The 23665-nt window shown below is 68.8% G+C and carries 17 protein-coding genes; 5 read left to right on the plus strand and 12 right to left on the minus strand.

All coding sequences use genetic code 11. The features are described 5' to 3' along the window. Window positions 1-282: hypothetical protein (locus tag FZ938_RS30820; RefSeq protein WP_211101073.1), on the plus strand; the 282-nt coding region annotated here is incomplete at its 5' end. A 275-nt stretch (window positions 283-557) separates the two neighbouring features. Beyond that, window positions 558-2255: a monovalent cation:proton antiporter-2 (CPA2) family protein gene (locus FZ938_RS15485; protein ID WP_149199395.1), complete on the plus strand. Its 1698-nt coding sequence runs from the start codon at window positions 558-560 to the stop codon at window positions 2253-2255. Window positions 2256-2260: 5 nt separating this feature from the next. Here the strand turns inward: FZ938_RS15485 and FZ938_RS15490 are convergent, their stop codons facing one another. From FZ938_RS15490 to FZ938_RS15505, 4 genes are read right to left on the minus strand one after another with little or no spacing between them, the layout of a single operon-like run. Further along, a complete protein-coding gene (locus FZ938_RS15490) occupies window positions 2261-3298 on the minus strand; it encodes a sulfate/molybdate ABC transporter ATP-binding protein (protein WP_149199396.1) in 1038 nt (345 codons plus the stop codon). Between the two features lie 28 nt (window positions 3299-3326). Further along, window positions 3327-4214 (minus strand): sulfate ABC transporter permease subunit CysW, encoded by an 888-nt coding sequence (cysW, locus tag FZ938_RS15495; RefSeq protein WP_149199397.1) that lies wholly within the window; start codon window positions 4212-4214, stop codon window positions 3327-3329. Further along, window positions 4204-5103: a sulfate ABC transporter permease subunit CysT gene (gene cysT, locus FZ938_RS15500; RefSeq protein WP_149199398.1), complete on the minus strand. Its 900-nt coding sequence runs from the start codon at window positions 5101-5103 to the stop codon at window positions 4204-4206. Before cysT ends, cysW begins: the two co-directional genes overlap by 11 nt. Before the next feature lie 3 nt (window positions 5104-5106). Beyond that, window positions 5107-6114 carry a sulfate ABC transporter substrate-binding protein gene (locus FZ938_RS15505; RefSeq protein ID WP_149199399.1) on the minus strand — a complete coding sequence of 336 codons (1008 nt, stop codon included), beginning with the start codon at window positions 6112-6114 and terminating at the stop codon, window positions 5107-5109. A gap of 17 nt (window positions 6115-6131) precedes the next feature. Here FZ938_RS15505 and FZ938_RS15510 point away from each other — a divergent pair, with 17 nt between their 5' ends. From FZ938_RS15510 to FZ938_RS15520, 3 genes are all read left to right on the plus strand, one after another. Next, window positions 6132-6455 (plus strand): hypothetical protein, encoded by a 324-nt coding sequence (locus FZ938_RS15510; RefSeq protein WP_149199400.1) that lies wholly within the window; start codon window positions 6132-6134, stop codon window positions 6453-6455. A gap of 433 nt (window positions 6456-6888) precedes the next feature. Next, complete coding sequence (locus tag FZ938_RS15515) at window positions 6889-8448, plus strand: glycosyltransferase (protein ID WP_149199401.1); 1560 nt, start codon at window positions 6889-6891, stop codon at window positions 8446-8448. 3 nt (window positions 8449-8451) lie between these two features. After that, entirely contained in the window at window positions 8452-9693 is a 1242-nt protein-coding gene (locus FZ938_RS15520) for a glycosyltransferase family protein (protein ID WP_149199402.1), read from the plus strand. 6 nt (window positions 9694-9699) lie between these two features. Here FZ938_RS15520 and FZ938_RS15525 read toward each other — a convergent pair whose 3' ends face one another. From FZ938_RS15525 to FZ938_RS15560, 8 genes are all read right to left on the minus strand, one after another. Then, complete coding sequence (locus tag FZ938_RS15525) at window positions 9700-13134, minus strand: DEAD/DEAH box helicase (RefSeq protein WP_149199403.1); 3435 nt, start codon at window positions 13132-13134, stop codon at window positions 9700-9702. 138 nt (window positions 13135-13272) lie between these two features. Beyond that, window positions 13273-14067, minus strand: coding sequence for a hypothetical protein (locus FZ938_RS15530; protein ID WP_149199404.1), 795 nt, complete (start codon window positions 14065-14067; stop codon window positions 13273-13275). Window positions 14068-14109: 42 nt separating this feature from the next. Continuing rightward, window positions 14110-15297, minus strand: a complete 1188-nt coding sequence (locus FZ938_RS15535; protein WP_149199405.1) for a polysaccharide pyruvyl transferase family protein — start codon at window positions 15295-15297, stop codon at window positions 14110-14112. Window positions 15298-15494: 197 nt separating this feature from the next. Next, the gene (locus FZ938_RS15540; RefSeq protein ID WP_149199406.1) at window positions 15495-16808 is read right to left on the minus strand and encodes a glycosyltransferase family 4 protein; all 1314 of its coding nucleotides are present in this window, start codon (window positions 16806-16808) and stop codon (window positions 15495-15497) included. 103 nt (window positions 16809-16911) lie between these two features. After that, on the minus strand, window positions 16912-19107 hold the full coding sequence (locus FZ938_RS15545) for a hypothetical protein (protein ID WP_149199407.1): 2196 nt from the start codon (window positions 19105-19107) through the stop codon (window positions 16912-16914). Continuing rightward, window positions 19104-20492, minus strand: a complete 1389-nt coding sequence (locus FZ938_RS15550; RefSeq protein ID WP_149199408.1) for a glycosyltransferase family 4 protein — start codon at window positions 20490-20492, stop codon at window positions 19104-19106. The genes FZ938_RS15545 and FZ938_RS15550 overlap by 4 nt, the downstream gene beginning before the upstream one ends. Continuing rightward, window positions 20489-21316 carry a class I SAM-dependent methyltransferase gene (locus tag FZ938_RS15555; RefSeq protein WP_149199409.1) on the minus strand — a complete coding sequence of 276 codons (828 nt, stop codon included), beginning with the start codon at window positions 21314-21316 and terminating at the stop codon, window positions 20489-20491. The genes FZ938_RS15550 and FZ938_RS15555 overlap by 4 nt, the downstream gene beginning before the upstream one ends. Beyond that, a complete protein-coding gene (locus FZ938_RS15560) occupies window positions 21313-23613 on the minus strand; it encodes a glycosyltransferase (protein WP_149199410.1) in 2301 nt (766 codons plus the stop codon). The genes FZ938_RS15555 and FZ938_RS15560 overlap by 4 nt, the downstream gene beginning before the upstream one ends. Window positions 23614-23665 lie beyond the last annotated feature (52 nt).

Here is a 23665-nt window from a genome sequence, read left to right on the forward strand (position 1 = left end):
TGCCGATCCCCTTCAGGAAACCCAACACCCCAAGGCCGCAACGGCTACCAACTGCCGCCGCCTGCGCATCCCTTCTCGACTTCACGATCAACAATGTCCAAGATCCAGCCCGATCACGACAGATCATCGACCGGTGAACCGGGTCGATGTATCGTCATTTTGAGATCGGAGGAGCGCAAACCGACCGGTTCGCGCTGGCAGGCATCTTTTCTAGCTCTCTCGGCCGATTGGGTCAAGCCCTTTTTTTTCGGCCTCTCCACCGAAGCGTCGGCAGAGCGATGAGCGGAAACGACCCTGCCCCAATCCATCGGGGCCTCGGCCATCGGCGTCTTCGCTTCCGCAAGGGCGCCACCGGTCGAGGGCCGGGTATATACGCAGCCGTTCGGTGCTCGTCCAGGACAAAATGCGCCTGACTTGCGATTTTGCCGTACCTCAAATGTCCCGAGATCGAAGCAGGCTGGCCAGCCGCGAAATGCGACCGTGCCGTGCCATCGCACTTGCGGGATAGGCGAGCGGGAGACGATACAGGGGCGCCCCTGCCCTTTCCCAATCCGGCCATGCACGACCCTACCCTTCTGCTCGACGTCCTGTTCCTGCTGCTGGCCGCGATCCTGGTGGTCCCGCTGTTCCAGGCCCTGCGCATTCCGGCGGTGCTGGGTTATCTCGTGGCGGGCGCGATGTTGGGTCCGCACACGCCGGGGCCTGTGGTCGATCTGGCGGTGCCCCAGGTGCTGTCGGAGTTCGGCGTCGTCTTCCTGCTGTTCGCCATCGGGTTGGAATTGCCGGTCTCGCGCCTGCGGGCCATGCGGCATTACATCTTCGGGCTGGGACTGATGCAGGTCGGGCTGACCAGCGCCGCCATCGGCCTTGCCGCCTGGTGGCTCGGGCTCTCTCCGGAAGCCGCCCTGATCGTCGGCGGCATGCTGGCTTTCTCCTCCACCGCCACGGTGCTGAAACTGCTGGTCGAGCGGGGAGAGACGGTTGCCCGCTTCGGCCGGATTTCCGTTGCGGTGCTGATCTTCCAGGATCTCGCGGTAGTTCCGCTGCTGACCCTGCTGCCGCTGCTGGCCGATCCGAATGCCAGCATTCCGCTGGCACTGGCGCTCGCCGCGGCGAAGGCGGTGGCGGCGATCCTGGTCATCATGCTGCTGGGCCGATTCGTCGTGCGGCCGGCTTATCGCTTCATCGCCTCTGCCGGCAATCCGGAGCTGTTCACCGCCACCAACCTGTTCGTTGTCCTGGCGGTCGGCTGGCTGACGGCCGAGGCAGGCATGTCGATGGCGCTGGGCGCCTTCCTGGCCGGCATGCTGCTGGCCGACACCGCCTATCGCCATCAGGTCGAGGCGGATATCGAGCCTTTCCGCGGGCTGCTGCTCGGGCTGTTCTTCATGACGGTGGGCATGTCGCTGGACCTGCCGGCCATGGCCGCCGAGGCGGAGACGATCGCCGCGCTGACCGCCGCTCTGCTGGTCGGCAAGAGCCTGCTGCTGTTCGTGCTGTGCCGGCTGTCGGGGCTTGGGCTGGCGACCTCGCTCAGAATCGGATTGCTGCTGTCGCAGGGCGGCGAGTTCGCCTTCGTCCTGGTCGGCAAGGCGGTCGGCCTGTCGGTTCTGGACGGTCATACCGGCCTGCTGCTGTCCTCCTCGGTGGCGCTCAGCATGGCGGTGACGCCGGCGATCGGCGCGGTCGCCCAGCGCCTGGCCCAGCTGATCGAAGCGCGGATGGGGGCCGAGGCCTTCGGAATCGAGACCAGCGATCTGAAAAGCCATGTGCTGATCTGCGGCTATGGCCGCGTCGGCAAGGCGGTGGCCAAGCTGCTGACCGAGCACAACATCGCCTATGTGGCACTGGACCTGGAGCCGCAGCGGATCGCCGCCGCCCGCCATGACGGGCTGCCGGTCTATTACGGCGACGCCAGCCAGGGCACCGTGCTGCGCGCCGCCGGAATCGAGCGGGCGCGGGCCGCCGTCATCACGCTGAACCGGCCGGATGCCGCCCACCGGGCGGTGGAGGCGATCCACGCGACGGCCCCGAAGCTGCCGATCATCGCCCGCGCCCATGATCTGGGGCAGAGCGCCACGCTGACGGAAGCCGGCGCCAGCGCCATCGTGCCCGAGACGATGGAGGCCAGCCTGCAACTGGCCGGCCTCGTCCTGCGCAGCGCCGGCGTCGATACCGCCGCCATCGACCTCAGCCTGAAATCCTATCGGGACGGCAATTACCGCGCCCTGGCCGAGCAGAAGGTTGCTGAATAAAGGTCCTACCGCGCGAACACCCGCGCCCGGTCGATGTGGACGGCACAGCGGTCGCCGGCGACGATGCCGAGCGTGGCGAGGCGCTCGCGGTCCATCTCCGCTTCCAGCGCCAGACCGGCGAGGTCGATGTCGATGCGGGCGTCCGGGCCGACGACATGGATGCCGGAGATGCGCGCCGGACCACCGACGGCCGGTGTGACGCCGAGATCGTGCGGGCGGACATAGGCCACCGCCCGCCCCTGCACCCCGCCATCGGTCGCAATGGCGAGCGCGCCGTCGCCGATATGGGCGATGCCGCCTTCCACCGTGCAGTCGAGCCGGTTCACCTGCCCGAGGAATTCATAGACGAAGGCCGAGGCGGGGTGATCGTAGACCTCCGCCGGGGATCCGATCTGCTCGATCCGGCCCTGGTTCATCACCACCACGCGGTCGGCCAGTTCAAGCGCCTCCTCCTGGTCGTGGGTGACGAAGACGGAGGTGACGTGGATGTCTTCGTGCAGCTTGCGCAGCCAGCGCCGCAGCTCCTTGCGGACCTTGGCGTCGAGCGCGCCGAAGGGCTCGTCGAGCAGCAGCACCTTCGGCTCGATGGCGAGCGCGCGGGCGAGCGCGACGCGCTGGCGCTGGCCGCCCGACAGTTGCGCCGGATAACGGCCGGCGAAGGGCGACAGCTGCACCAGATCCAGCAATTCGGTCACCCGCCGCCGGATCTCGGCCGAGCTTGGGCGTTGGCCACGCGGCCGCACCTTCAGACCGAAGGCGACATTGTCGAAAACGGTCATGTGGCGGAACAGGGCGTAATGCTGAAAGACGAATCCGACCTGACGGTCGCGCGGCTTCAGCCCCAGCGCCTCCTCCCCATTCAGCAGCAGGCCGCCGGCGTCAGGGCTTTCAAGCCCGGCCATGATGCGCAGCAGCGTGGTCTTGCCGGAGCCGGAGGGACCGAGCAGGGCCAGAAGCTCCCCCGACCTCACTTCCAGATCGACGGAGTCGAGCGCGGTGAAATCGTTGAAGCGCTTGGTGATGCCTGAAACCTGGATCGCCATGGATTGCGTTTCCTCTGCCTGCCTGCGATCAGTGCCGGGTCGCCGCCAGCTCTTCCCCGAAGCGCCACTCCAGCGCGGTCTTCACGACCAGCGTGACCAGCGCCAGCATGGCCAGGAGCGAGGCGACCGCGAAGGCGGCGACGAAGTTGTATTCGTTGTAGAGAATCTCGACATGCAGCGGCATCGTGTTGGTCTCGCCCCGGATGTGGCCGGAGACGACCGACACCGCGCCGAACTCGCCCATCGCGCGCGCGTTGCACAGCAGCACGCCGTAGAGCAGGCCCCACTTGATGTTGGGAATGGTCACCCGCCAGAAGGTCTGCCAACCGGACGCGCCCAAAACCAGCGCGGCCTCCTCCTCGTCGGAGCCCTGTTCCTGCATCAGCGGGATCAGTTCGCGCGCCACGAAGGGGAAGGTGACGAAGATGGTGGCGAGCACCAATCCCGGCACGGCGAAGATGATCTGGATGCCCATGTCGCGCAGATAGGCACCGAACAGCCCGTTCAGGCCGAACAGCAGGACATAGATCAGGCCCGAGATCACCGGCGACACCGAGAAAGGCAGGTCGATCAGCGTGATCAGCAGGTTCTTGCCGCGGAAATCGAACTTGGCGACGCACCAGGATGCGGCGACGCCGAACAGCAGATTGGCCGGCACCGAGATAACGGCGACAATCAGCGTCAATTCGATGGCGGCGACTGCGTCCGGTTCGGTCAGCGCCGCCCAATAGGCGTCGAAGCCGTGGCGCAACGCCTCCGCGAACACCGCCACCAGGGGCAGCAGCAGGAACAGCGCCAGGAACAGCAGCGCGCCGGCAATGAGAAGGAAGCGGACCCAGCCCGGCTCGCTCAGCACCGATCGTACCGGCGGAACGGCGATGTTCGTGCTGGTGCTGGTGATCGTATCAGCGGGCATGACGCGACCTCATCCACTGCTGGAGGAGATTGAGGATCAGGAGCATGACGAAGGACACCGCCAGCATCGCCGTGCCGACCGCGGCGGCACCGGCATAGTCGTACTGCTCCAGCTTGATGACGATCAGCAGCGGCAGGATTTCCGTCAGGCCGGGCATATTGCCGGCGATGAAGATGACAGAGCCGTATTCACCGATACCGCGGGCGAAGGACAGCGCGAAGCCGGTCACCAGCGCCGGCAGAATGGCAGGCAGGATGATGCCGCCGAAGATCTGCAGGCGCGACGCACCCAGCGAGGCCGCGGCCTCCTCCTCCTCCGGCGGCAGATCCTGGAGGATCGGCTGCACGGTGCGGACGACGAAGGGAAGCCCGATGAAGGTCAGCGCGATGGCGATGCCGAGCGGCGTGAAGGCGACCTTCATACCGAACAGCTCGTTCAACGGCTTGCCCAGCCAGCCGTTCGGGGCATAGAGCGCGCTAAGCGCGATGCCGGCCACCGCCGTCGGCAGGGCGAAGGGCAGATCGACCAGCGCATCCACCAGCCGCTTGCCGGGAAAGTCGTAACGGACCAGCACCCAGGTGACCAGGAGGCCGAAGATCGCATTGGTGAGCGCGGCGGCGAAGGACAGCCCGAAACTGACCTGGAAGGCGGCAAGCACGCGCGGCGTGGTCACCGCCGTCCAGAACCCGCTCCAGCCGAGGCCGCTGGATTTGACGATCAGCGCCGCCAGCGGCACCAGCACGATGATGCTGAGATAGCTGACCGTGAAGCCGAGCGTCAGTCCAAAGCCGGGAAGGACGCTGGGCTTGCGGAAGAGGGGAAGGGAAGCGCGGACCGTCACCGCGCTCTCCCGTCCGGCGGGGACGGCATCGCTGCCGGCGGCGACCATGGGTCAGCGCCCCATCTGGAAGATCTGGTCGAAGACGCCGCCATCCGAGAAATGCTTCTCCTGCGCAGCACGCCAGCCACCGAACTGGTCGATGGTGACCAGTTTAACATCGGCGAAGCGTCCCGCATACTGGGCCGCCAGCTCCGGCGACCGCGGGCGGTAGAAGTTTCTGGCTGCGATCTCCTGCCCATCGCGGGTGTAGAGGAATTGCAGGTAAGCCTCCGCCACCTTGCGGGTTCCCTTGCGGTCGACGACCTTGTCCACGACAGCCACCGGCGGTTCGGCCAGAATCGACAGGCTGGGCGTCACGATCTCGAACTTGTCGGCACCGAATTCTTTCAGTGAGAGGTATGCCTCGTTTTCCCACGCCAGTAGGACATCGCCGATTCCGCGCTGGGTGAAGGTCACGGTGGAGCCACGGGCGCCGCTGTCCAGCATCGGAACGTTCTTCAGCAGCTGCGACACGAACTCCTTGGCCTTGGCCTCGTCGTTGCCGTTCGCCTGCATCGCGTAAGCCCAGGCGGCCAGATAGTTCCAGCGCGCGCCGCCCGAGGTCTTCGGGTTGGGGGTGATGACCTGGACGCCCGGCTTCACGAGGTCGTTCCAGTCCTTGATTCCCTTCGGATTGCCCTTCTTCACCAGGAACACGATGGTCGAGGTGTAGGGAGCGCTGTTGTTCGGCAGGCGCCCTTGCCAGTCTTTCGCCAGCAGGCCGGCATCGGCGATGGCGTCGATGTCATAGCCCAGCGCCAGGGTCACGACGTCCGCATCCAGGCCATCGATGACCGAGCGGGCCTGCTTGCCAGATCCACCATGCGCCTGCCGCACCGTCAGGACGCGGCCGGTCTCCGCCTGCCATGCCTTGGCGAAGGCCTTGTTGAACTCGACGTAGAATTCCCTGGTGGGATCGTAGGACACGTTCAGCAGCGTATCCTTGGAATCCGCGGCGGCGACACCCAACCAGGCCAGCGTCAGGCCGGCGGCGAGAAGAGTCAGACGACGAAGCGACATGGCAGGGACCTCCTTCGGTGGCTGCCGATTTCCACTATATTCTTTCGTGGTATGTCCGGCGCTTTTTCTATCTCTCTCGTAGAGTTTGCATGCTGAAAGCGTGCTTGGGAAGCGGTTTTTTGCGTTCGGCTGCGGGAAAACCGCGCGCGGTCATCAACCCGTTGGCGTTACGGCGAAAAGTAGCTGAGGGAACTCCGTTCGGCATGCGCGGCCATTCTCGTGCCGGACGGGGGATCATGAACGGAACCGGCAACTTTGCCGGTCTTGCCCTGTTGAGTACCGAAATCGACACTGTCAGGAGCAAACACGATGGCTGGCCCTTTCCGGAAAGTGGGCACTGAACTCCCGAAGGCCGGCACCTCGCGGGGCATGGGGCGCCCCGCCATGTGGAGCATTCTGGGTATCCTTGCCGTTCTGGCCCTGCTGCTGCTGTTCTTCCCGACCTGGTAACGGCAGCCGGCGGCGATGCCGGTCCGTGGCGATCTGGAGGTTTGCGAGGACCCGCGCCGCCGGATCGCAAGGCTGAGATGCCGCCTTGCCGGTGGACCCGGAGGCTGCCTACGCCATCGCGGACGAAGGGCCGGGGCTGTCGGGCGGTTCCTTCGCCGCCGGTACGAGGAGCGGTAACGGCGATATTGTTTGCCGCCGAAGGGCGCGGGATGATTGCATTGACACCCGGCGGCGTCACTCCTATGGGTGGAAACGGATGCTGACCGTGTCCCGCCCGTCGAGGCGCCGCCGGCGGTCGTCGTGCCAATCGGGACCGTTCGAACGATGCATGCCTCCGACCTCCACGCCGCGACGATGACCGACCTGATCGCCCGGCTGCACGGTCCGGCCGGGACCGGGGAAGCTTTGAAGGCGATTTCGGAAAGCTGCGAAGCTGCGAGGGCGACAGGACTGGGCAGCGATGCCGAGACGATGGACGCGCTGGACGCCGCGACCGCCGGCCTGGACCCGATCCTGCGGGAATCGGCGCTGGCCGCCGTGTCCGGGGACCTGCGGCGATACCTGCACATCTTGGACATGCTGGACAATGTGCTGGATCTGGCGTCGCTGGAGGGGATCAACCAGATCTACTGGTCCATGCAGCGCCAGCTTTTCCTGATGCGCATGGATATGGCGTCCGTGCCCGATTTCGTCGCGGAGCACCTGTTTGCCTTCTACGAACGCTTCCTGCGGCAGATCGCGTTGCGTCTGGGGCTGACCCCGGCGGCAAGGCAGGCAGGGATGCCCGATACAGGGCGGGTCGTCATCGTGACGAACCAGTTCCTGTCGGCCGAACACCAGCCGTCGCGCGACCTGCTGCTGCTGGCGGTGCGGCTTCAGCGCGACCTTGGCCGGACGGTCCTGGTGCTCAACACCAACATGATGCCGGACCGCTATTACAGCCCGTTCGTCCCGCCTTTCGCCGCCGCGCTGGAAGAGAGGTTGTCGGGGGAGCAGACGATCCGCTGCGGCGGCGAGCGGATCCGAATGCTGTCGTCCACCGCGCCCGGCATCACCGCGGAGAAGCTGGGCGGTTTCCTGTCGGCGGTGGAGGCGTTCGACCCCGATCTGGCGATCGCCTTCGGCGGCTCGGTGATCGTCGCCGACCTGCTGGAATGCGCGCGTCCGCTGATGTGCATCCCGACGACCAGCGGGCGGATCGTCTCGCTTGCCGACATCGTGCTGGATTTCGGCGGCCACGCGCCGCCGGCCGGCGACGGGCGGCTTGCCCGGTCCTGGCGTCCGTCGCGCTTCGGCCTGTCGCTGCGCCGCACGGGGGACACCGCCACGCGCGCCGAATTCTCTCTGCCGGACTCCGCGTTCGTCTGCGTCGTGGTCGGCAACCGCCTGGATGCCGAGGCCGACGGCGCGTTCCTGGACCTGCTGGGGCGGATCTTGGACGCCGTGCCGCAGGCGCTGGTGCTGTTCGCCGGCGGGGTGGAGACTTTGCCCGGACGGCTGGCCGCGGACGGGCATGCCGGGCAACTCCGCAGCCTCGGCCATGTCGACCGGATGGAGGCGCTGATGTCGGTCTGCGACCTGTTCGTCAATCCGCGCCGCACCGGCGGCGGAGCGGGAGCGGCGCAGGCGATGGCAGGCGGCGTGCCGGTGCTGTCCTTCGACGGTGGAGACGTCGCCAGCGTGGCCGGTCCGTCCTTCCTGGTTGCCGACGACGCGGCTTTCGTCGCCCGCGCCGCCGCCCTGGCGGGCGATCCGGCGCTGCTGGCCGAAGCGCGGCAGGAGGCCCGCACCCGCATCGCCGCGGTGGAGCGGGAGGGCGCCGACAATGCACAGCTCTCCGCCTACATGGCCGAGGCGGCCGGGCTGTTCGCGGCGCGGAGATAGCGCATGCGCTTCCTGCTTTGCGGACAGGGAACGTCGGAAATCCTGTGGTCGATCCATGCGGCCCTGGTCGATCTGGGGCACGAGTCCGTGCTGGCGCTGCCCGACATCTCGCAGGATGTGATCGACCGCCGCATCGACGTCCTGTTCGTGCTGAACCTGTTCGAGATTCCCAAGCCGACGGTGGAGATGCTGCGCGCCTACATCGCGCAGTTCGGTGGCCAACAGGGCAAGGGGCCGGCCATCGTCCACATCTGCCTGAAGCACCCGCTGGAGGAGATCGGCGCCGGCACGGCGGAGCAGATCCGCGATGCCGACCGCTGGATGGCCGACAACGACGTTTCCATGTGGTGCATGTGCCAGGGTTCGGCGGCGCAGGCGGTCCGCCTGGGGCTGAGCCGGGTCTTCCACGAGCCGCTGGGGGTTCATCGCACGATCTGCACCGCTCCGGCAGCGGACGGAACGGTGGACCTGTACAAGCGCTGGATGGCGCAGGACACGCCCGGACTGCGGCGCCACCCCTATGCCGCGATGAAGGGGCAATCGGATGCCGGGGCCGACGCCGAAGCATCGGCACGCGACCGTTTCCTCTATCTGGGACAGGGCTGGCCGGAGCATCTGGAGTCCGGACGCGACCCGGTTCCCCCAGCGATCCAACGCGATGCTGAGGCGGTGGCCGCGGCGATGATGGAGCGGCCGATGCTGCACCGGCTGCAGGCGATGGATTCCTGTGGTCTGGCGGACCGGTCGGCGGATCCGGCCTGGACCCTGGCGTTCAACCGGGCCTTCACCATCGCCTTCGCGGTGGAGAACCGGCGCCGCTTCGCCACCGCGTTGCGCCGTGGATTCGGCGAGGGGTTCTCGCTGTGGGGCAATGGTTGGGAGCGGTTCGGCCTCAAAGCCGGCCCGGTGTCGGCGGCACCGCGCAACGCCTACCCCACCGCGGCGGCCTGCCTGGATTTCGGCAGCCTCGCCTACGACACGGCGATCTTCCCGAGGACGCTGGAGATCGTCAAACGGAACGGGCTGCTGGTGAGCTGGCGCCACGCCGACACCGCCCGGTTGTTCGGCCCGCACGCGACCGAGCTGACCTTCACCGGCGAGGACGACGCGGTGCGCCTGCTCTCCGCGCTGGCCGGCGACGCCGACCGCCGCGCGAGGCTGCGGTCGGCGTATCTGGAACATTGCTTCGACACCCTGGCGCTGACCGCCATCCTGCCACGGGTCATCGCACGCGCCTGCAACTGACCGGACCTATCCCCGCTTTCGCCGTTGCGCCTTGCGGACGATCGCCTCGATGCAGTCGAGCACGCGGGCCGCGTTGGCAAGCCGGCCATCGGCGTCCGGCGCCTCCAGCGCGGCGGACAGCCGGTCGTCCTGGGCACGCAGAAAGCCCTTGGAGCGCTTTGCCACCGTCACGGCCTTTGCCGCGGCGCGCTCGCCCCGCAAGGTCACCGCCACGCCCGCCGGGCCGCAACCGAGCGACGCGACGCCCAGCGCCCGGCAACGGCACCGCAGATCGGCGATGGCCAGCAGCCGCTCCACCGGATCCGGCAGTGGGCCGAAGCGGTCCTCCATCTCCTCGCGCAGGGCGTCCAACTCGCCCGCCTCGCGGGTGCGGGCGATGCGGCGGTGCAGGCCGATGCGCAGTTCCTCCTCCGGAATGTAGGCGGATGGGATGCAGTGCGGAACCGCGACCGTCACCTCCGGGTCCCAGCGGTCGTCGGGCTGGCGGCGCAGCGCCCGCAGGGCGTCGGCCAGGATGCGCTGGTAGAGTTCGGTCCCCACGGCACGCAGATGGCCGCTCTGGTCCTCGCCCAGCAGGTCGCCCGCCCCACGCTGGTCGAGGTCGAGCATGCTCAGCACGAAACCGCCGCCCAGGCTCTCGATCACCTCCAGCGAGCCGAGCCGGCGCGCCGCCCGCTCCTCCAGCGGATGGTCGGGGTCTGTCAGCAGATAGGCGTAGCCCTGCACCGCACCCCGCCCGACCCGGCCGCGCAGCTGGTGCAGCTGGCCCAGCCCGAACAGGTCGGGGCGGAACAGCAGCAGCGTGTTGGCGCGCGGGATGTCGATGCCGGATTCGATGATCGGCGTCGCCAGCAGGATGTCGCTTTCGCCGTCGACGAAGCCCATCACCGCATCGTCCAGCGCCGCCGCGCCCAGCCGGCCATGCGCGACCGCGATCCGGGCCGACGGCACCAGCCCGCGGATCCATGCCTCCAATTCACCGAGGTCGGCGATGCGCGGAACGACGCAAAAGGCCTGCCCGCCGCGCCCCAATTCGCGCAGCAGGGCGGCGCGGGCGGTGGCCGGGTCGCGCGGAGTGACGGCGGTGCGCACCGGTCGGCGGCGGGCAGGCGGCGTGTCGATGATGCTGAGCCCGCGCAGGCCCGCCAGGGCGCCTTGCAGCGTGCGCGGGATCGGCGTGGCGCTGAGCGCCAGACTGTGGACGCCCTTGGTGCGCCGCTTGAGCGCCTGCTTCTGGGCGGCACCGAAGCGCTGTTCCTCATCAACCACCATCAGGCCGAGGCGGTCGAACCGGACGTCCTTTGACAGCAGCGCATGCGTCCCGATGACGATGTCAACCGATCCGTCGGCCAGCCCGGCTCGCACGCGGTCGGCCTCGGGCTTGGTCATGGCGCCGGTCAGTGGCTCCACCGTCACGCCGAAGCCGGCGAAGCGGCGGCGGAACACGTCCAGATGCTGGCGGGCGAGGACGGAGGTCGGGGCCATCACCGCCACCTGATGGCCGGCAAACGCCACCGCCGCCGCCGCGCGCAAGGCCACCTCCGTCTTGCCGTACCCGACATCGGCGCAGACCAGATGGTCCATTGGATGCCCCCGGCGCATGGCGTCCAGCACGGCATGAACGGCGCGCCGCTGTCCTTCGGTGGGATCGAAGCCGAAACGGGCACCGAAGCGGCGCATGCGGTCGGCCGGCGGGTCGATGACCGGGGCCACTTCGCGGGCGCGGCGGCGGGCCTCGCGCAGGATGCCCTTGGCGGTCTCGGCGATCTCCGCCTCCAGCACGGCCCGGCGTTCCAGCCAATGGGCGTTCTTCAGGCTGTCGAGCCTGGCGCCGGTATCGGCGGAGCCGTGACGCCATAGCCGGTCGAAATCGGCGGTCGGCACCAGCAGCCGGTCGTCATGGGCGTAGTCCAACACCAGGAAATCCGCCGTCGAATCCTCATCATCGCCGGACGTGATGGTCTCCAGCCCGATCAGCCGGCCGATGCCATAGTCGAGATGCACGACGAAGTCGCCGGTCGCCAGTTCCGACGGGGCCAGCGGCGGCCGGGCCGGGGCCTCGCCGCCGCGCTCCTCACCGTGGCGCGGCGCCACCAGAACGGACATGCCGTCGCAGACGAAGCCGTCGGCGGTCCGCAACCGCAGCACGGCGCAGTCGCCCGCCGCCAGGGGCGGGTCGGGCCACCGGTCCAGACGCGGCACAGGGCGACCCAATGCCGAAGACGCCCGTTCGGCCAGCCGGTCGGCCTCGCCCGCACCACCGCCGGAACGGGCGGCGAGCAGCACGGCCCTGCCCTCCCCGGCCAGCGCCGCCGCGCGCCGCAGCAGCGTTCGTTCGGTCCGTATCGGCTCCATGGTGGGACCGGCCTTCACCTCCACCGGCAGCACGGAACGGGCGGCCAGCTTCTCCTGCAGCATGTCGGCGTCGATCAGCCGGCGCTCCAGTGCCGGGACCGGCAGCGGGCAGGGATCAACGCGGCGGATGCGCCGGTTCGGCCCGGCATTGGTCAGATTGTCGGCGGCCAGATCGTCGGCCCGTGCCTCGATGCGATCACGCGCGCCGGCATCCAGCACGACCAGCGCATCCGGCAGCAGGTCGAGCAGCAGCGGGCAATTGTCGAAGACATTGGGAAGCTGAAGGTCGAAGCCGTAGGGTCGCCGTCCCTCCTCCAACTGCCGCCGCAGATCGTCCGGCAGGGCGGACCCAAGTCCGGCAAGGCTTGCCGCCAGCCGGTCGAGCATCTCCGCCCCGACGATCAGGTCGCTGACCGGGCCCAGCGTGATCCCGTCGATCGACCTCACCGACCTTTGGGAAACCGGATCATACAGGCGCAGTTCGCGCACGATGCCGTCGGCGATGTCGCAACGGACGGGGCGGTCGCAGTCGCCGGGGAAGACCTCCACCACCGCGCCGCGGATCGCGACCTCGCCGGGCTCGTCCACCCGGTCGTCCAGCACATAGCCGGTACGTGCGAACCAGCCGCGCCACGCCGTCTCGTCATACGCCATGCCCCGCGTCAGGCGGAAGCGTCCCCCCGCCCAGGCGTCCGACGGCGGCAGCCGCTGCAAGGCCAGATCGGCCGAGGCCACGACCAGCCGGCCGGCGTCGGGCCTCCCCCCTTCGGCAAGCCGCATCAGGCCGGCGGCGCGACGCCCCAGCACGGCCCGCGACGGCGCGGCACGGTCACCGGCCGCCGTCTCGTCGATGGGCAGCAGGACGACATTGAGGTCGGGGAACAGGTCGCCCGCCAGTCGCGCCAGCCGGGTGGCTCGCGAATCGCTGCGGGCCAGCAGCAGGACGCCGCCGGGCCGGCGGGCGAGTGCCGCCAGCCGAACGGCCAGTTCGCCTTCGCTCTGCACGGAAACCATGGCGGGAGACGAGGCCGCAACCCGGGGCGGCGCGACGGGCGTCGGTTCGGCGACGGGAACTCCGTCAAGCATGATGGGCGTACATGGTGGGCAGGCTCCGGTCGTTGGCACCGCACGCCCCTCGGGAAAAGGGACGGCGGAGCAGCGGAGGTTCAACACCGCCGGAACCCCCGCGGTTGCCTACCCTTCAGTCTAGCGGAACCTTTCGGTTCAGTGCAGCACCAGCCAACCGACCAGCACGGCCAGGAAGGCGCCGGCCGTCGACCCCAGCACCGTCAGCAGCGGCGACCAGCCCGCTCCGCCCGTCTTTTCCGCCGATGCGCTGTCCAGGCCGCGCAGGCTCTGGTCCATCCGCATCAGGAACACCTCCAGCCCGCCGACCCGCTCCGTCAGTTCGCGCAGGGATTCGGCCAGAGCGTCCGACCGCTCGCCCTGTGCGGCTTCCAGGCGGGAGGCGTCGGCGCGCAGGGCCGTCACCCCCTCGCCCGCATCGCGCAGTAGGCGGCCGATGGTCTGCTGTGCGGCGGCAAGCTGGCGCTGGTCGCGGCGGAGCGCGTCGATCCGCTCGCCGATGCGCTGCAGATGCGGTGCCAGCAGCCGGTCGAGCCGCTGGTCCTCCGGGTTCGGCTGGGCAAAGGTCGCCGTCTCGCCGGTGGATGGCGACCGCACCACCGCCACCACCCGCGACGGGTCTGCCCCCTCCGGCAGGGTCACCTCCGCTTCGAAGGCATGGGCACCGTCGCCGATGCCGCCGCCGGCCAGATCGGGCCGCGGCCGGTCGGCCGCCACCCGCGCCAGGGTTTCCGGCGGTCCGCCGTCCCGCTCCAGCCGCAGTTCAACCTCCAGCCGGTCGGCCGGATGGTTGCCGTCCCAGGCCCAGCCGAACACCCGGCCACCCTGCAGAGCGTCGATATGACCGACGATGGCCGCCGCTTGCGGTGCGTCGATGGGATCGGCCACGGGGGTGGTCTCGCGCAGTTCGACGATCTTGGCGGTGGCGGACATGGGACCGGCTTCCGGTTGTTGTGCTGGAGAGGGCGCTTGCGCTTACGCCGCCTTGCGGTCGGTGGCGCGTCGCAGGGTGTGGCTGGGCATGCGGTGGGGCACGTAGTTCTCGTCCAGGAACTCCCGCATGTCGCGATAGCGCTGGTAGTAGGTGCGGTTGAACTTCTCGAACAGGCCCTGGTCCCAATATTCCTCAAGGACGAAGGGCTTGTCCGAATAGACATTGTAGCAGGGGATCGCGAAGGTTTCCGCGAACTCCGCCGTGCGGCTGTCATAGCTGAAGTAAACCGACGGCGTGGCGTTCGACAGGGCCATCAGGTTGCCGTGCAGGCGATAGCCGAGCACGAGATCCTTCGACCGTACGAGATTTTCGTAATCGGCGACGACGTCCGAATACCACAGCCGCTCGCGGTACAGCGCGTCCATCTCGTCGTCGAAATACCACTGCTTCAGCCACGCGCTGTCATGCAGATGGGCCCAGGCCTCCGCCTTCTGCTCCTCGGTACCCCACAGCAGCTTCTTCTCCTCGACCTCGCCCTGCATCATCAGGACGGTGTCGAAGCGGCGGGAGATGTCCTTCACGAAGTCGCGGTGGCGCTCCAGATACTTCCGCACATCCGGCGAATAATGCTTGGAGACCTCGCGGCGCATGGTGATGCCGACCTTGCGCACGCTGTTCAGATCCGGCAGGTCGATGCGCAGTTCCGGGTCGCGGTTGCGGAAGGCGGTCGGGCAGCCGACGATGCGGGTGTTCTTGATGCCAAGGTCCCACAGCACTTCGGCGGTGTAGGTGCCGCGCACGCCCAGCGTCGTCGACTTGTCGGCGATCATCCGCCAGATGCGCTTGCTTTCCTCGGTCAGCGTCAGCTTGCCGGTGGCGGGCGCCTGGGCACCGACGCCGAAGGCGATGACGGGGATGCGCAGCTTCGAGAGCACCTGGATGGTCGCCGCCGGCCAGTCCATCGAATCGTGGATGTAGTTGCTGCCGCGCAGGAAGACATAATCGTATTCGGCATTGATCCGGTCGACCACCTCCTGCCGGAACTCGCGGATCTCCAGCACATCCAGCTTGTCATAGGTCAGCAGCTTCAACGAGGAGTCGAAGACGAACGCGTCACCGATGTTGTGGTAGTGATCGATGCTGCGCTGGATGTCCTGGTAGCTGTACCAACGCACGCAGTCGTGATCGTAGACTTCGCCCGACGGAATCATGACGAGAATGTTGGCCACGGCGGCTCTCCCTGGGTTGGGCGACAATAGGGGCGGATGATGCCCGGATCACCGCCGGGCTAAATCGAATCTTTACACAGGACATACGATGCATGTCCTGCGATTTTCGATCCAACATTACCAATTTTTTCTACGCCATGCGCAATCAAATCTTCTGGATATTCGAAAATATCACAGCACATTCCAACATTCCCTTATCACGCCCGTTGCGCCACCGCGCGCTCAGGCATCGAGGGCGCGGCACCGCTGGCGGCCAGCAGCGCGTCGAACACCTCCGAGTGCTGGCGCGCGCACTCGGCACGGTCGATGGGGCGGCGAATGCGCAGGCGCAGGCGGTCCCACAGGTCGGGCGTGGTCAGCGCCTCCGTCATGCGGTCCACCAGATCCTCGACGCTGCCGTTGCGGAAATGCAGGCCGTCGACGCCGTGGGTCACCTTCTCCGCCATGCCGCCGATGTTGCTGGCGATGATCGGGCGGCCGTGCAGGAAGGCCTCCTGGATGACGACGGGCGAGTTCTCCCACCAGATCGACGGGATGATCATCCAATCGACGTCCTTCATCAGGCCCGGCAGTTCGGCCGAGCGGTAGCTGCCATAGAAGCGCACCCGGTCGCCGGCCTTCTCCACCGCATCGTTGAAGCGCTTCTGATAGGCTTCCGGCTGGCGTTCCAGGTTGCCGCCGAAGATCATCAGCGCACCGTCCTCGCCCCAGGCCTTGTCGGAGATGCGCGACACCGCCTCCACCAGCAAATGGGCGCCCTTGAACTCGGTCAGCTGGCCGAAGAAGGCGAAGCGGTTGCGCTTGCCGGCGCGGGTGACCGGACGCGGCGGGGCGATGCCCTCGATGGTCAGGCCGTTCTCGATCATGCGGAACTTCTCGCGCGGCAGCCCCCAGTCGACATAGCGGTCGATCAGGAAGTTCGACGGGCTGATGTAGAAGTCGGCCTGCTCCAGGAACGTCTTCAAAAACAACTCGCGCTTGAAGAACTCCGCCTCGCCGATGTGGGGGAAGCAGCCGGCGCAGTCGGCCGGGCTGGCGCGGTAGCACAGCGCGTTGCGGCTGGTCTTCACCATTTGGCCGTGATGGTGGCAGATCGACAGGTACTCGTGCAACGTCACCACGATGGGAACGCGCGGCAAGGCTTGGCGCACCGCCTGGATCGTCTCGATCCCCAGCCCCAGGAAATGGTGGAAGTTCACCACGTCGGGCTGAAGGTCGCGGACGTAGCGGACGAAGTCCTTCTCCAGCCCCGGCAGGTTGCGGTTGGACAGGCGGAAATGGTCGTAGTCGTTGGCGTAATACAGCACCTCCCGCTCCTTCTGGCGCAGAGCCATCAGGGCGGAACCCCGATGCTGGGCGATGGGCGGCGCCACGCGGGCCAGATAGTGGCTTTCCCAGCCCGGCAGGTCGTGCAGGCCGTTGTGCAGGTTGTAGGAGGCGACCTCACCCCCGCCCAGCGAGAAGGAGGGGTGGCCATGGCTGATGATCAGCGCGCGCTTGGTCTTGCTCATCGTGTGACCGTCTGTCCTAAGCGGGGGTGGTGAAGTGGTTGTGTCGCTTGCCCCCATCCCGCCCCTCCCCCGCTGGGTGGGGGAGGGTTAGTGGGGCAATAACTCAGGCCGCGATCGACGCCTTCCAGCGCTCGGCGAAGCTCCATTCGTCGACCAGCGCGCTCATGCGCTCCAGCCTGGGGTCGCGGGCGTTGCGGGACTGTTCGTCGACGGCCACCAGTCGGACCTTCGGCAGCCAAAGACACGACCCGCCGGCCGCCCGAACCCGAAGGCACAGGTCCAGACCTTTCGGCTCCGACCCGAGATAGCGGCCGCCGTCGGCCATCGCCCGCACCAGCAGGTCGCGCGGCAGCAGCGCGCAGTCGGCCGAGGCGGCATCGACCGCTGACGCCTCCTGCTCCTTCAGCCAGTCGCGCGGATATCCGGCGAAGCGGCGCTCGTAGGTGACCATGCCGTCCGGCCCCTCAACCGCGACGATGCCGGCGAAGCGGACCGAATGGTCCTCGTACAGCAGGGTCGGGCTGACCATCACCGGCGCCAGCGCGGCGGAGCCCACGGCGTTCGGCTTGCGAATCGCCCGTTCCAGCGCCGACAGCCAGCCGCGCTCGGTCGGCAGCACCGATGGCGACAGCAGAAGGACACGGTCGGCACGGGCATGCGGCAGGGCCGCCGCCACCGCCTCGAAGGGGTCGGCGGCGGTGGGTGCGGCGACGAAGCCGACCGAGAGACGGTAGAAGCCGGCGGCCTGCCGGACCATGCCGGCCAACCGCTCATGGGTGCCGGCACCGGCCACCACCAGGATCTCCGCCTCGGCGAAGTCCGGGTCGTTCGCCATGCGGGCGAGGTTGAGATCGACATCCTCCCGCCCGTCGCAGACCGGCAGGACCACCGACACCCGCGGGCTCTTCAGCGCGCGGCCCATCGGATGCAGGACGGAGGACGGGGCCGGCTGCCCCGACGCCGCGGTACGCAGCATCGGACCCAGGTGGGTGGAAACGACGCGGTCGATGGCCGGGCTGTCAGGGTTGACCGCCCCCAGCATGCGGCGCAGCGATTCGCCGGTCGGCGGCTGGCAGGGCAGCGGCAGGAAGGCGATGCCGTCGGCCAGCGACAGCTCCAGATGGAATTCGGCGTCGGCGGAGATGCCGGCCGGCTCGCGGGCGAAGGCGGTGAAGCCGTGGGCGTCGTTGCCCGGCGGCAGACGGCCGGCGAACAGCGGGTCGTGGGCGAAGGCGTCCGACACGTCCTTGCGGGCCAGCCGCGACCAGTCGGCGTCGAGCCGAGCCGTCATGCCGCCGCCCTTCACCGTCACCGCGCGGACCGCCTGGGTGGGATCGAGCAGCCAGCCGCAGACGAACAGCCCGGCACCCGGCACCCGCACCGCCATGTCCAGCCCCATGCGCACCGGAGCCTGGATCTGCGACACCGTCTCCACCCCGTTGTAGCGGGCGGCGATGGCGGAGGCGACACCGCGGCGGGCGGCATCGCCCTGCAACTGGCCCAGCATGTCGCGGGCATGGGCGGAGGCGACGCCGTCGGCCAGCAACTGCCGATGCTCGAAGATCGCCAGATGGCGCCAGCCGTCGGCGGCGCGGAAATGGATGCGGCGGATGGTGTCCGGCGCGGCGACCGGGCCTTCCAGAACGGTCAGCAGACCGGAAGCATCGTCGGGCAGGTCCGGGCGGTGGAAGGGCGCGGCGGAGCTGGCATGGGGGCGCAGGTCGTCGGCCTCGACCAAAACGGGAGCGGTGCCGGCCGGGAAGCCGTGCGACCAGCCCTGCACCATCAGTGCGCCGTCGCGGAAGCGGCCCAGCACTTCGGCGAAGCCATCCGGGCGGGAGGCTTCATGCGCCAGCCCCGACAGCAGGCGGGTGCGCCGGTCGCCGTCCCCCGCCTCGCCCTCGCCCATCTCCGGGCCGGACAGCAGGGTCACGGCGACGTCCAGCGCCACGCCGAGCGACTGCGGCTGCACCTCGCGCAAGGCCGCAACCAGATGGGCGGGGTTGGTGCGGACGTTGGACAGGCGCGGCAGCAGCAGGTGCTTGCCCCGGGCATCCTCGATCTCGATGCGGGACGGGCGCATGTGGGCCAGACCGGTGACGCGGATGGCGCCCAGGAACCAGCGCTCCCCCGCCCCGTCGGTCCAGCAGCCGCCGCGAAACCGGCCGTCGATCATACCGTCCAGCATCACCATGCTGTCAGCCGGCAGGGGCTGGTCGATCGCCCCGAACAGCATCAACGTGTCCTCGTCCAGCAGGACGGCGGCGGTGATGTCGGCCTTGGTGCTGCGGTCCTTCATCGGTTGCGGTTCCCCTGGATAAGAGCGGCGGGTGCCGGCGAGAGAAGCTCGCCGTAAAGCGCGAGGTGGAGCGACGCGGCCTCCTCCGTCGGACGGACGGCGGGGATGTTGGCCGACAGCCGGTCCCACAGGTCGGGTTCGGTCATCGCGCGGGTCATGACGCGGGCAAGGTCGGCGGGGTCGTTGGGGCGGACATGCAGGCCGTCGACGCCGTCGCGCACCGCCTCCGCCATGCCCCCGATGCCGCTGACGATGACCGGGCGGCGGTGCTGGAAGGCCTCCTGGATCACCAGCGGCGCGTTCTCCCACCAGATCGACGGCATCACCACCCAGTCGGCGGCGGCGATCAGCGCCGGCATTTCCTGCGGCCGGTAGGGTCCGTGGGCGGTGGCGAGGCCGTTTGCCGCCTCGAAGCCGTCGGCTACCCGCTGGCGGAACTCCGGCGCTTGGTACAGGCTGCCGCCATGGACGGCCAATGAGGGGGAGAGGCCCTGCCGCGCCATGCGGGCGACGGCGTCGAGCGCCACGGTGACGCCCTTGAACGGGTTCAGGTTGCCGAAATAGGCGAAGGCGTCGCGCGCCGCACCGGGGGCGAGGCCACGCACCGGGGCCGGCTCGACCGACGGGCGGCTGTTCGCCATCACCTCGATCCGGGCGGGATCGAGGCCCCAGGCGACATAACGGTCGCGGAGGAAGCGGCTGGGCGCCAGGAAACGGTCGACCAGCCCGAACATCGCCTTGATGTGCTTCTCGCGCAGCAGGAACTGGTCGGCCGGCCGGTCGGGAAAGCAGCGGTGGCAGGCATCCGGCGACGCCTTGCTGCAAAGAGCGCGTCCGCCCTCACCACGCGGCGGGGTGACCATCTGCCCGTCATTGGCGCAGATCGGGTAATAGTCGTGCAGCGTGTAGACGATCTTCGCATCCGGGCAGACGCGGCGGATCAGGAACAGCATCTCCACGCCCAGCAGCAGCGTGTGATGCACATGTACAATGTCGGGCCGGAATGCGCGCAGCAGGTTGGACAGGTCGGGGACCAGCCCGTGCAGGTCGATCTGGCTCTGGTGGAAATGGTCGAAATGGCCGGCCCACAGCAGCACCTCGTCGGCGCTGCGGCCCAGCGTCTGGAAGCCGGTGCCGGGACGCGGCGCCCGGTGGGTGTCGTTGGTGCAGGCCAGGAACAGGCACTCCGCCCCCGCCGCCTTCAGGCCGCCGAACAGCTCGTGCGCGAAGATCTCGGTGCCGCCGGGATGCAGGCTGGGGTGGTTGTGCGCGATCAGCAGAACCCGCGGCGGCCGGGCGGCGACCAGCGGGCGCGCCGGCTGGCGCGGGGCGGGCCGGGCCGAGACATGGCCGGCGGGGAGCAGCGGAAGGCGGCGGCGGCTCATGGCACGCTCCCCTTCTCCAGAACCAGCAGGTCCTGGAAATTCTCGGCCTCGCGCTGGCCGCTCCAGTGCCCGCGCATCACGGGACGCGCCGTCCGCAGGCCATGGGCGGCAAAGCGGCCGAGCAGGAACTCCTCGTCATAGGCGACGGCGGCGTTGGGATGCTCGGGATCGGCCAGCAGCTCGACTCCCGGCAGGTCCCGGAATGGCGGGCGGGCGGTGCCCTTGGCGATGCCGGCACGCGCGGTGGCGTCTGCCAGGAACAGGCTGAGGAAGCAGCGCCCGCCGGGCTTCAGCACCCGCGCGATCTCCGCCGCATAGCGCTCGGTGTCGGCCGTGCGAAGGTGGGTGATGACAGAGGTCAGGATGACGAAGTCGTAGGATGCGGCCTTGAAGGGCAGCGTCGCCGCCTCCCCCTCGATCCGGCCATCGGGATTGTAGAGGCCGTTGGCGACGTCGAGATGGTGGAAGCGGAACTCCGGATAGGCCGGGGTGATGGTCGAGGCGCACCAGCGGATGCCGTCCAGCACGATGTCGATGCCGTCGTAGGACGAGTCCAGATACTGGGTCAGCGGCAGCGCCATGCGGCCGACGCCGCAGCCGATCTCCAGCACCTTGTGGTCCGGACGCAAGCCGCCAAGCCGAACGAAATGGCGCAGGAACTCCGCCCCGATGGCGCGGAAATCGCCGTCGCCGATGAAATGCAGCTCAGGCGGCGGCACCGGCAGGAAGCGGTTGCGCGCGATCTGGGCACAGAGCCATTCCAGCCGCGGATCGGTCTGGCGGCGCAGGACGGCAAGCTGCGGAGTCGGCAGAAGCGCATTCATCGGATCACCTGTGCGGTCTTGCGGGCACGGCCGGCCTTAGTGGGCCGCACCTCGTCGTCGGCATCCCAGTCGCGCGCCATCAACTCGGCCATGCGGTCGGCCCAGCGGCGGCCATGGAGCCAGCGGTTGTATTCGGAGGCGACGCCGCGGGTGTAGCCCTGGTGCCTGCCGATGGAGCGGCGTTCCAGATGATACAGCTCGACCGACGGGGCATAGCGGATATCGAGACCCTGGCCGCGGATGCGCAGGCAGAGATCCGAATCCTCGAAGTCGCCGATGATGTAGTCTTCGCAGAAGCCGCCGGCGGCGGTGTAGGCGGCCCGCGTGGTCAGCAGGCAGGCGCCGGTCACGCCCGGAACCGAACGCGGACGGCAGGCGGCGGCGAAGTCCCGCGGCAGGCCCTTGAAGTAATGGTGGTTGTACCAGGCGCCCTGCAGATCGCGGTCGAAATAGAGCCCGGCATGCTGAAGGCTGTCGTCGTCGAACAGCAGCTTCGGACCCACCGCGCCGATGCCGGGACGCTCCTCCAGCGCCGCGACCAGCTGCGGCAGCCAGCCGGCGCGGTCGGGCACCACGTCGGAGTTGAGCAGCAGCAGGCGATTGGCGCGGGCCACCGCGACGCCGGCATTGTTGGCGGCGGAATAGCCGTAATTGGCGCTCTGCACCAGCAGCAGCATCGGCAGGCCGTAGAGGCCGTGGAAGCCGCGCAACAGATGCACCACCTCGTCGCGTTGCTCCGGGCTGTCGAGCACGAAGACCAGTTCGGCATCGGCCATATCCTGGTCGGTGGCGAAGCAAGCGATCTGGAAGCGCAGGAATTCCAGCGTGCGGTAGAGCGGGATGATGACCGACACCGCCGGCTTGGTCTTGCGCTCGCCAAAGACGACCAGTTCCGGCTCGCCACGGGTGGCGAGATGGGCGGCGTGCAGCGGGGCGACGGCAGGGCCGATGACGGTCTCCAGCAACTCCGGCGTGGCGAAGCGCGGCGGCAGGCTGCCCAGCACGGCGGCGCGGGCGTCGGCATCGGCCTGCGGACGCGGCGGCGGGACGAGGCGCAGCGCGCCGCCCGATGCCAGCCGAAGCTCCGCCGTCACCTGTAGCGCCTCCGCCGGCTCGGGCGGGCCCGGCAGATGCAGGATGAAACCGCTGCGATCGATGACGCCAGCGCCCGTGATGCCGTAGAGCTTGGCGACATCCTCGCGCGGGAAGCGGTGGGCGAAGCGCTCCACCCGGCGTTCGCCGCCGAAGGGGGTGCGCACCACCAGCTCCGCCGCCAGCCCATGCGGATCATGCAGCCAGCCGGCCAGGAACAACCCGCCGTCGGCCGTGGGAACCGCGAGGTCCAGCGAGGCGCCGATCGGCCGCTTGGCGTCGGCGGCCTGCCGGCGCGGCAGCGGGGCCAGCGCCTGCAACTCGCTGACCGCCGAGGCGGCGGACGCATCGCTGCGGCCACGTTGGGCAAGGCTGGTCAGCAGATAATGGCGAAGCGCGGCCGGCGTGTCGGGACGGGCGTTCAACCGGTCGGTCAGGGTCGGCAGGCCGACCGGTTCCTCCGGGAAACGGCGGCAGGCGACGCCGTTGGCGCCCAGCACCACCAGCAGGTTGCCCGGCGCGCACAGCCCACGGTCGATCAGCAGGTCGAAGGCGATGCGCCCCTTCCCCGCCGGATCGGCACCAATGCAGGCATCGAACGGCGCCCGTACCGCTGCGTTCGGCGACAGCACCACCAGACCGGTGATGGCGCCGAAGCGGCCGGACAGTGCGCCGGCACAGAGCAGGAGGTTGCCACCCGCCGTTGCTCGCACCGCCAGATCGGCCGGTTCCGCCCCACGATCCAGCACCAGGCGGCGGCACAGCACGGCGAAGGCGGCATCGCGACGAAGGGCCGGAGTGGAACAGGCGAAGTCGAACAGGAAGCGCAACACCCGCAGCCGGGCGGCGCCGTCCAGACTGCCGAGCAGCCCGGTAGGGTCCAGGTCGGCGGCGCCGGATTCGGTGCGAAGCTCGGCGATCACGCGGTTATTGGCGATGAAATGGATGGGCATCCGCGGGTCACGCGGTGCCGGCAGGATCGACAGAACACGCCGCCCGCCCCATCCGGTCTCGACGGTCAGCGTGGTGAAGGGCGGACGCACCGGCTCGCCGTCGACGCTCGGCGTGATCGAACCGACGGGGCCGGTCGTGCCGTCCGCCGTCCCGTCCATCGTCCAGGAGACGAGGAGGAAGCGGCGGCCCAGCGCCAGTCGTTGGGCGGGGGCGATCGACACCGAATTCGGCAGGACGGCGATGACGGTCATTGATTGGGATTCCGGCAGCGTCGATGGATCTGAAGGTCGTAAAGGCGGACTT

It is taken from the genome of Azospirillum oryzae, assembly GCF_008364795.1.
Classification (GTDB): Bacteria; Pseudomonadota; Alphaproteobacteria; order Azospirillales; family Azospirillaceae; genus Azospirillum; species Azospirillum oryzae.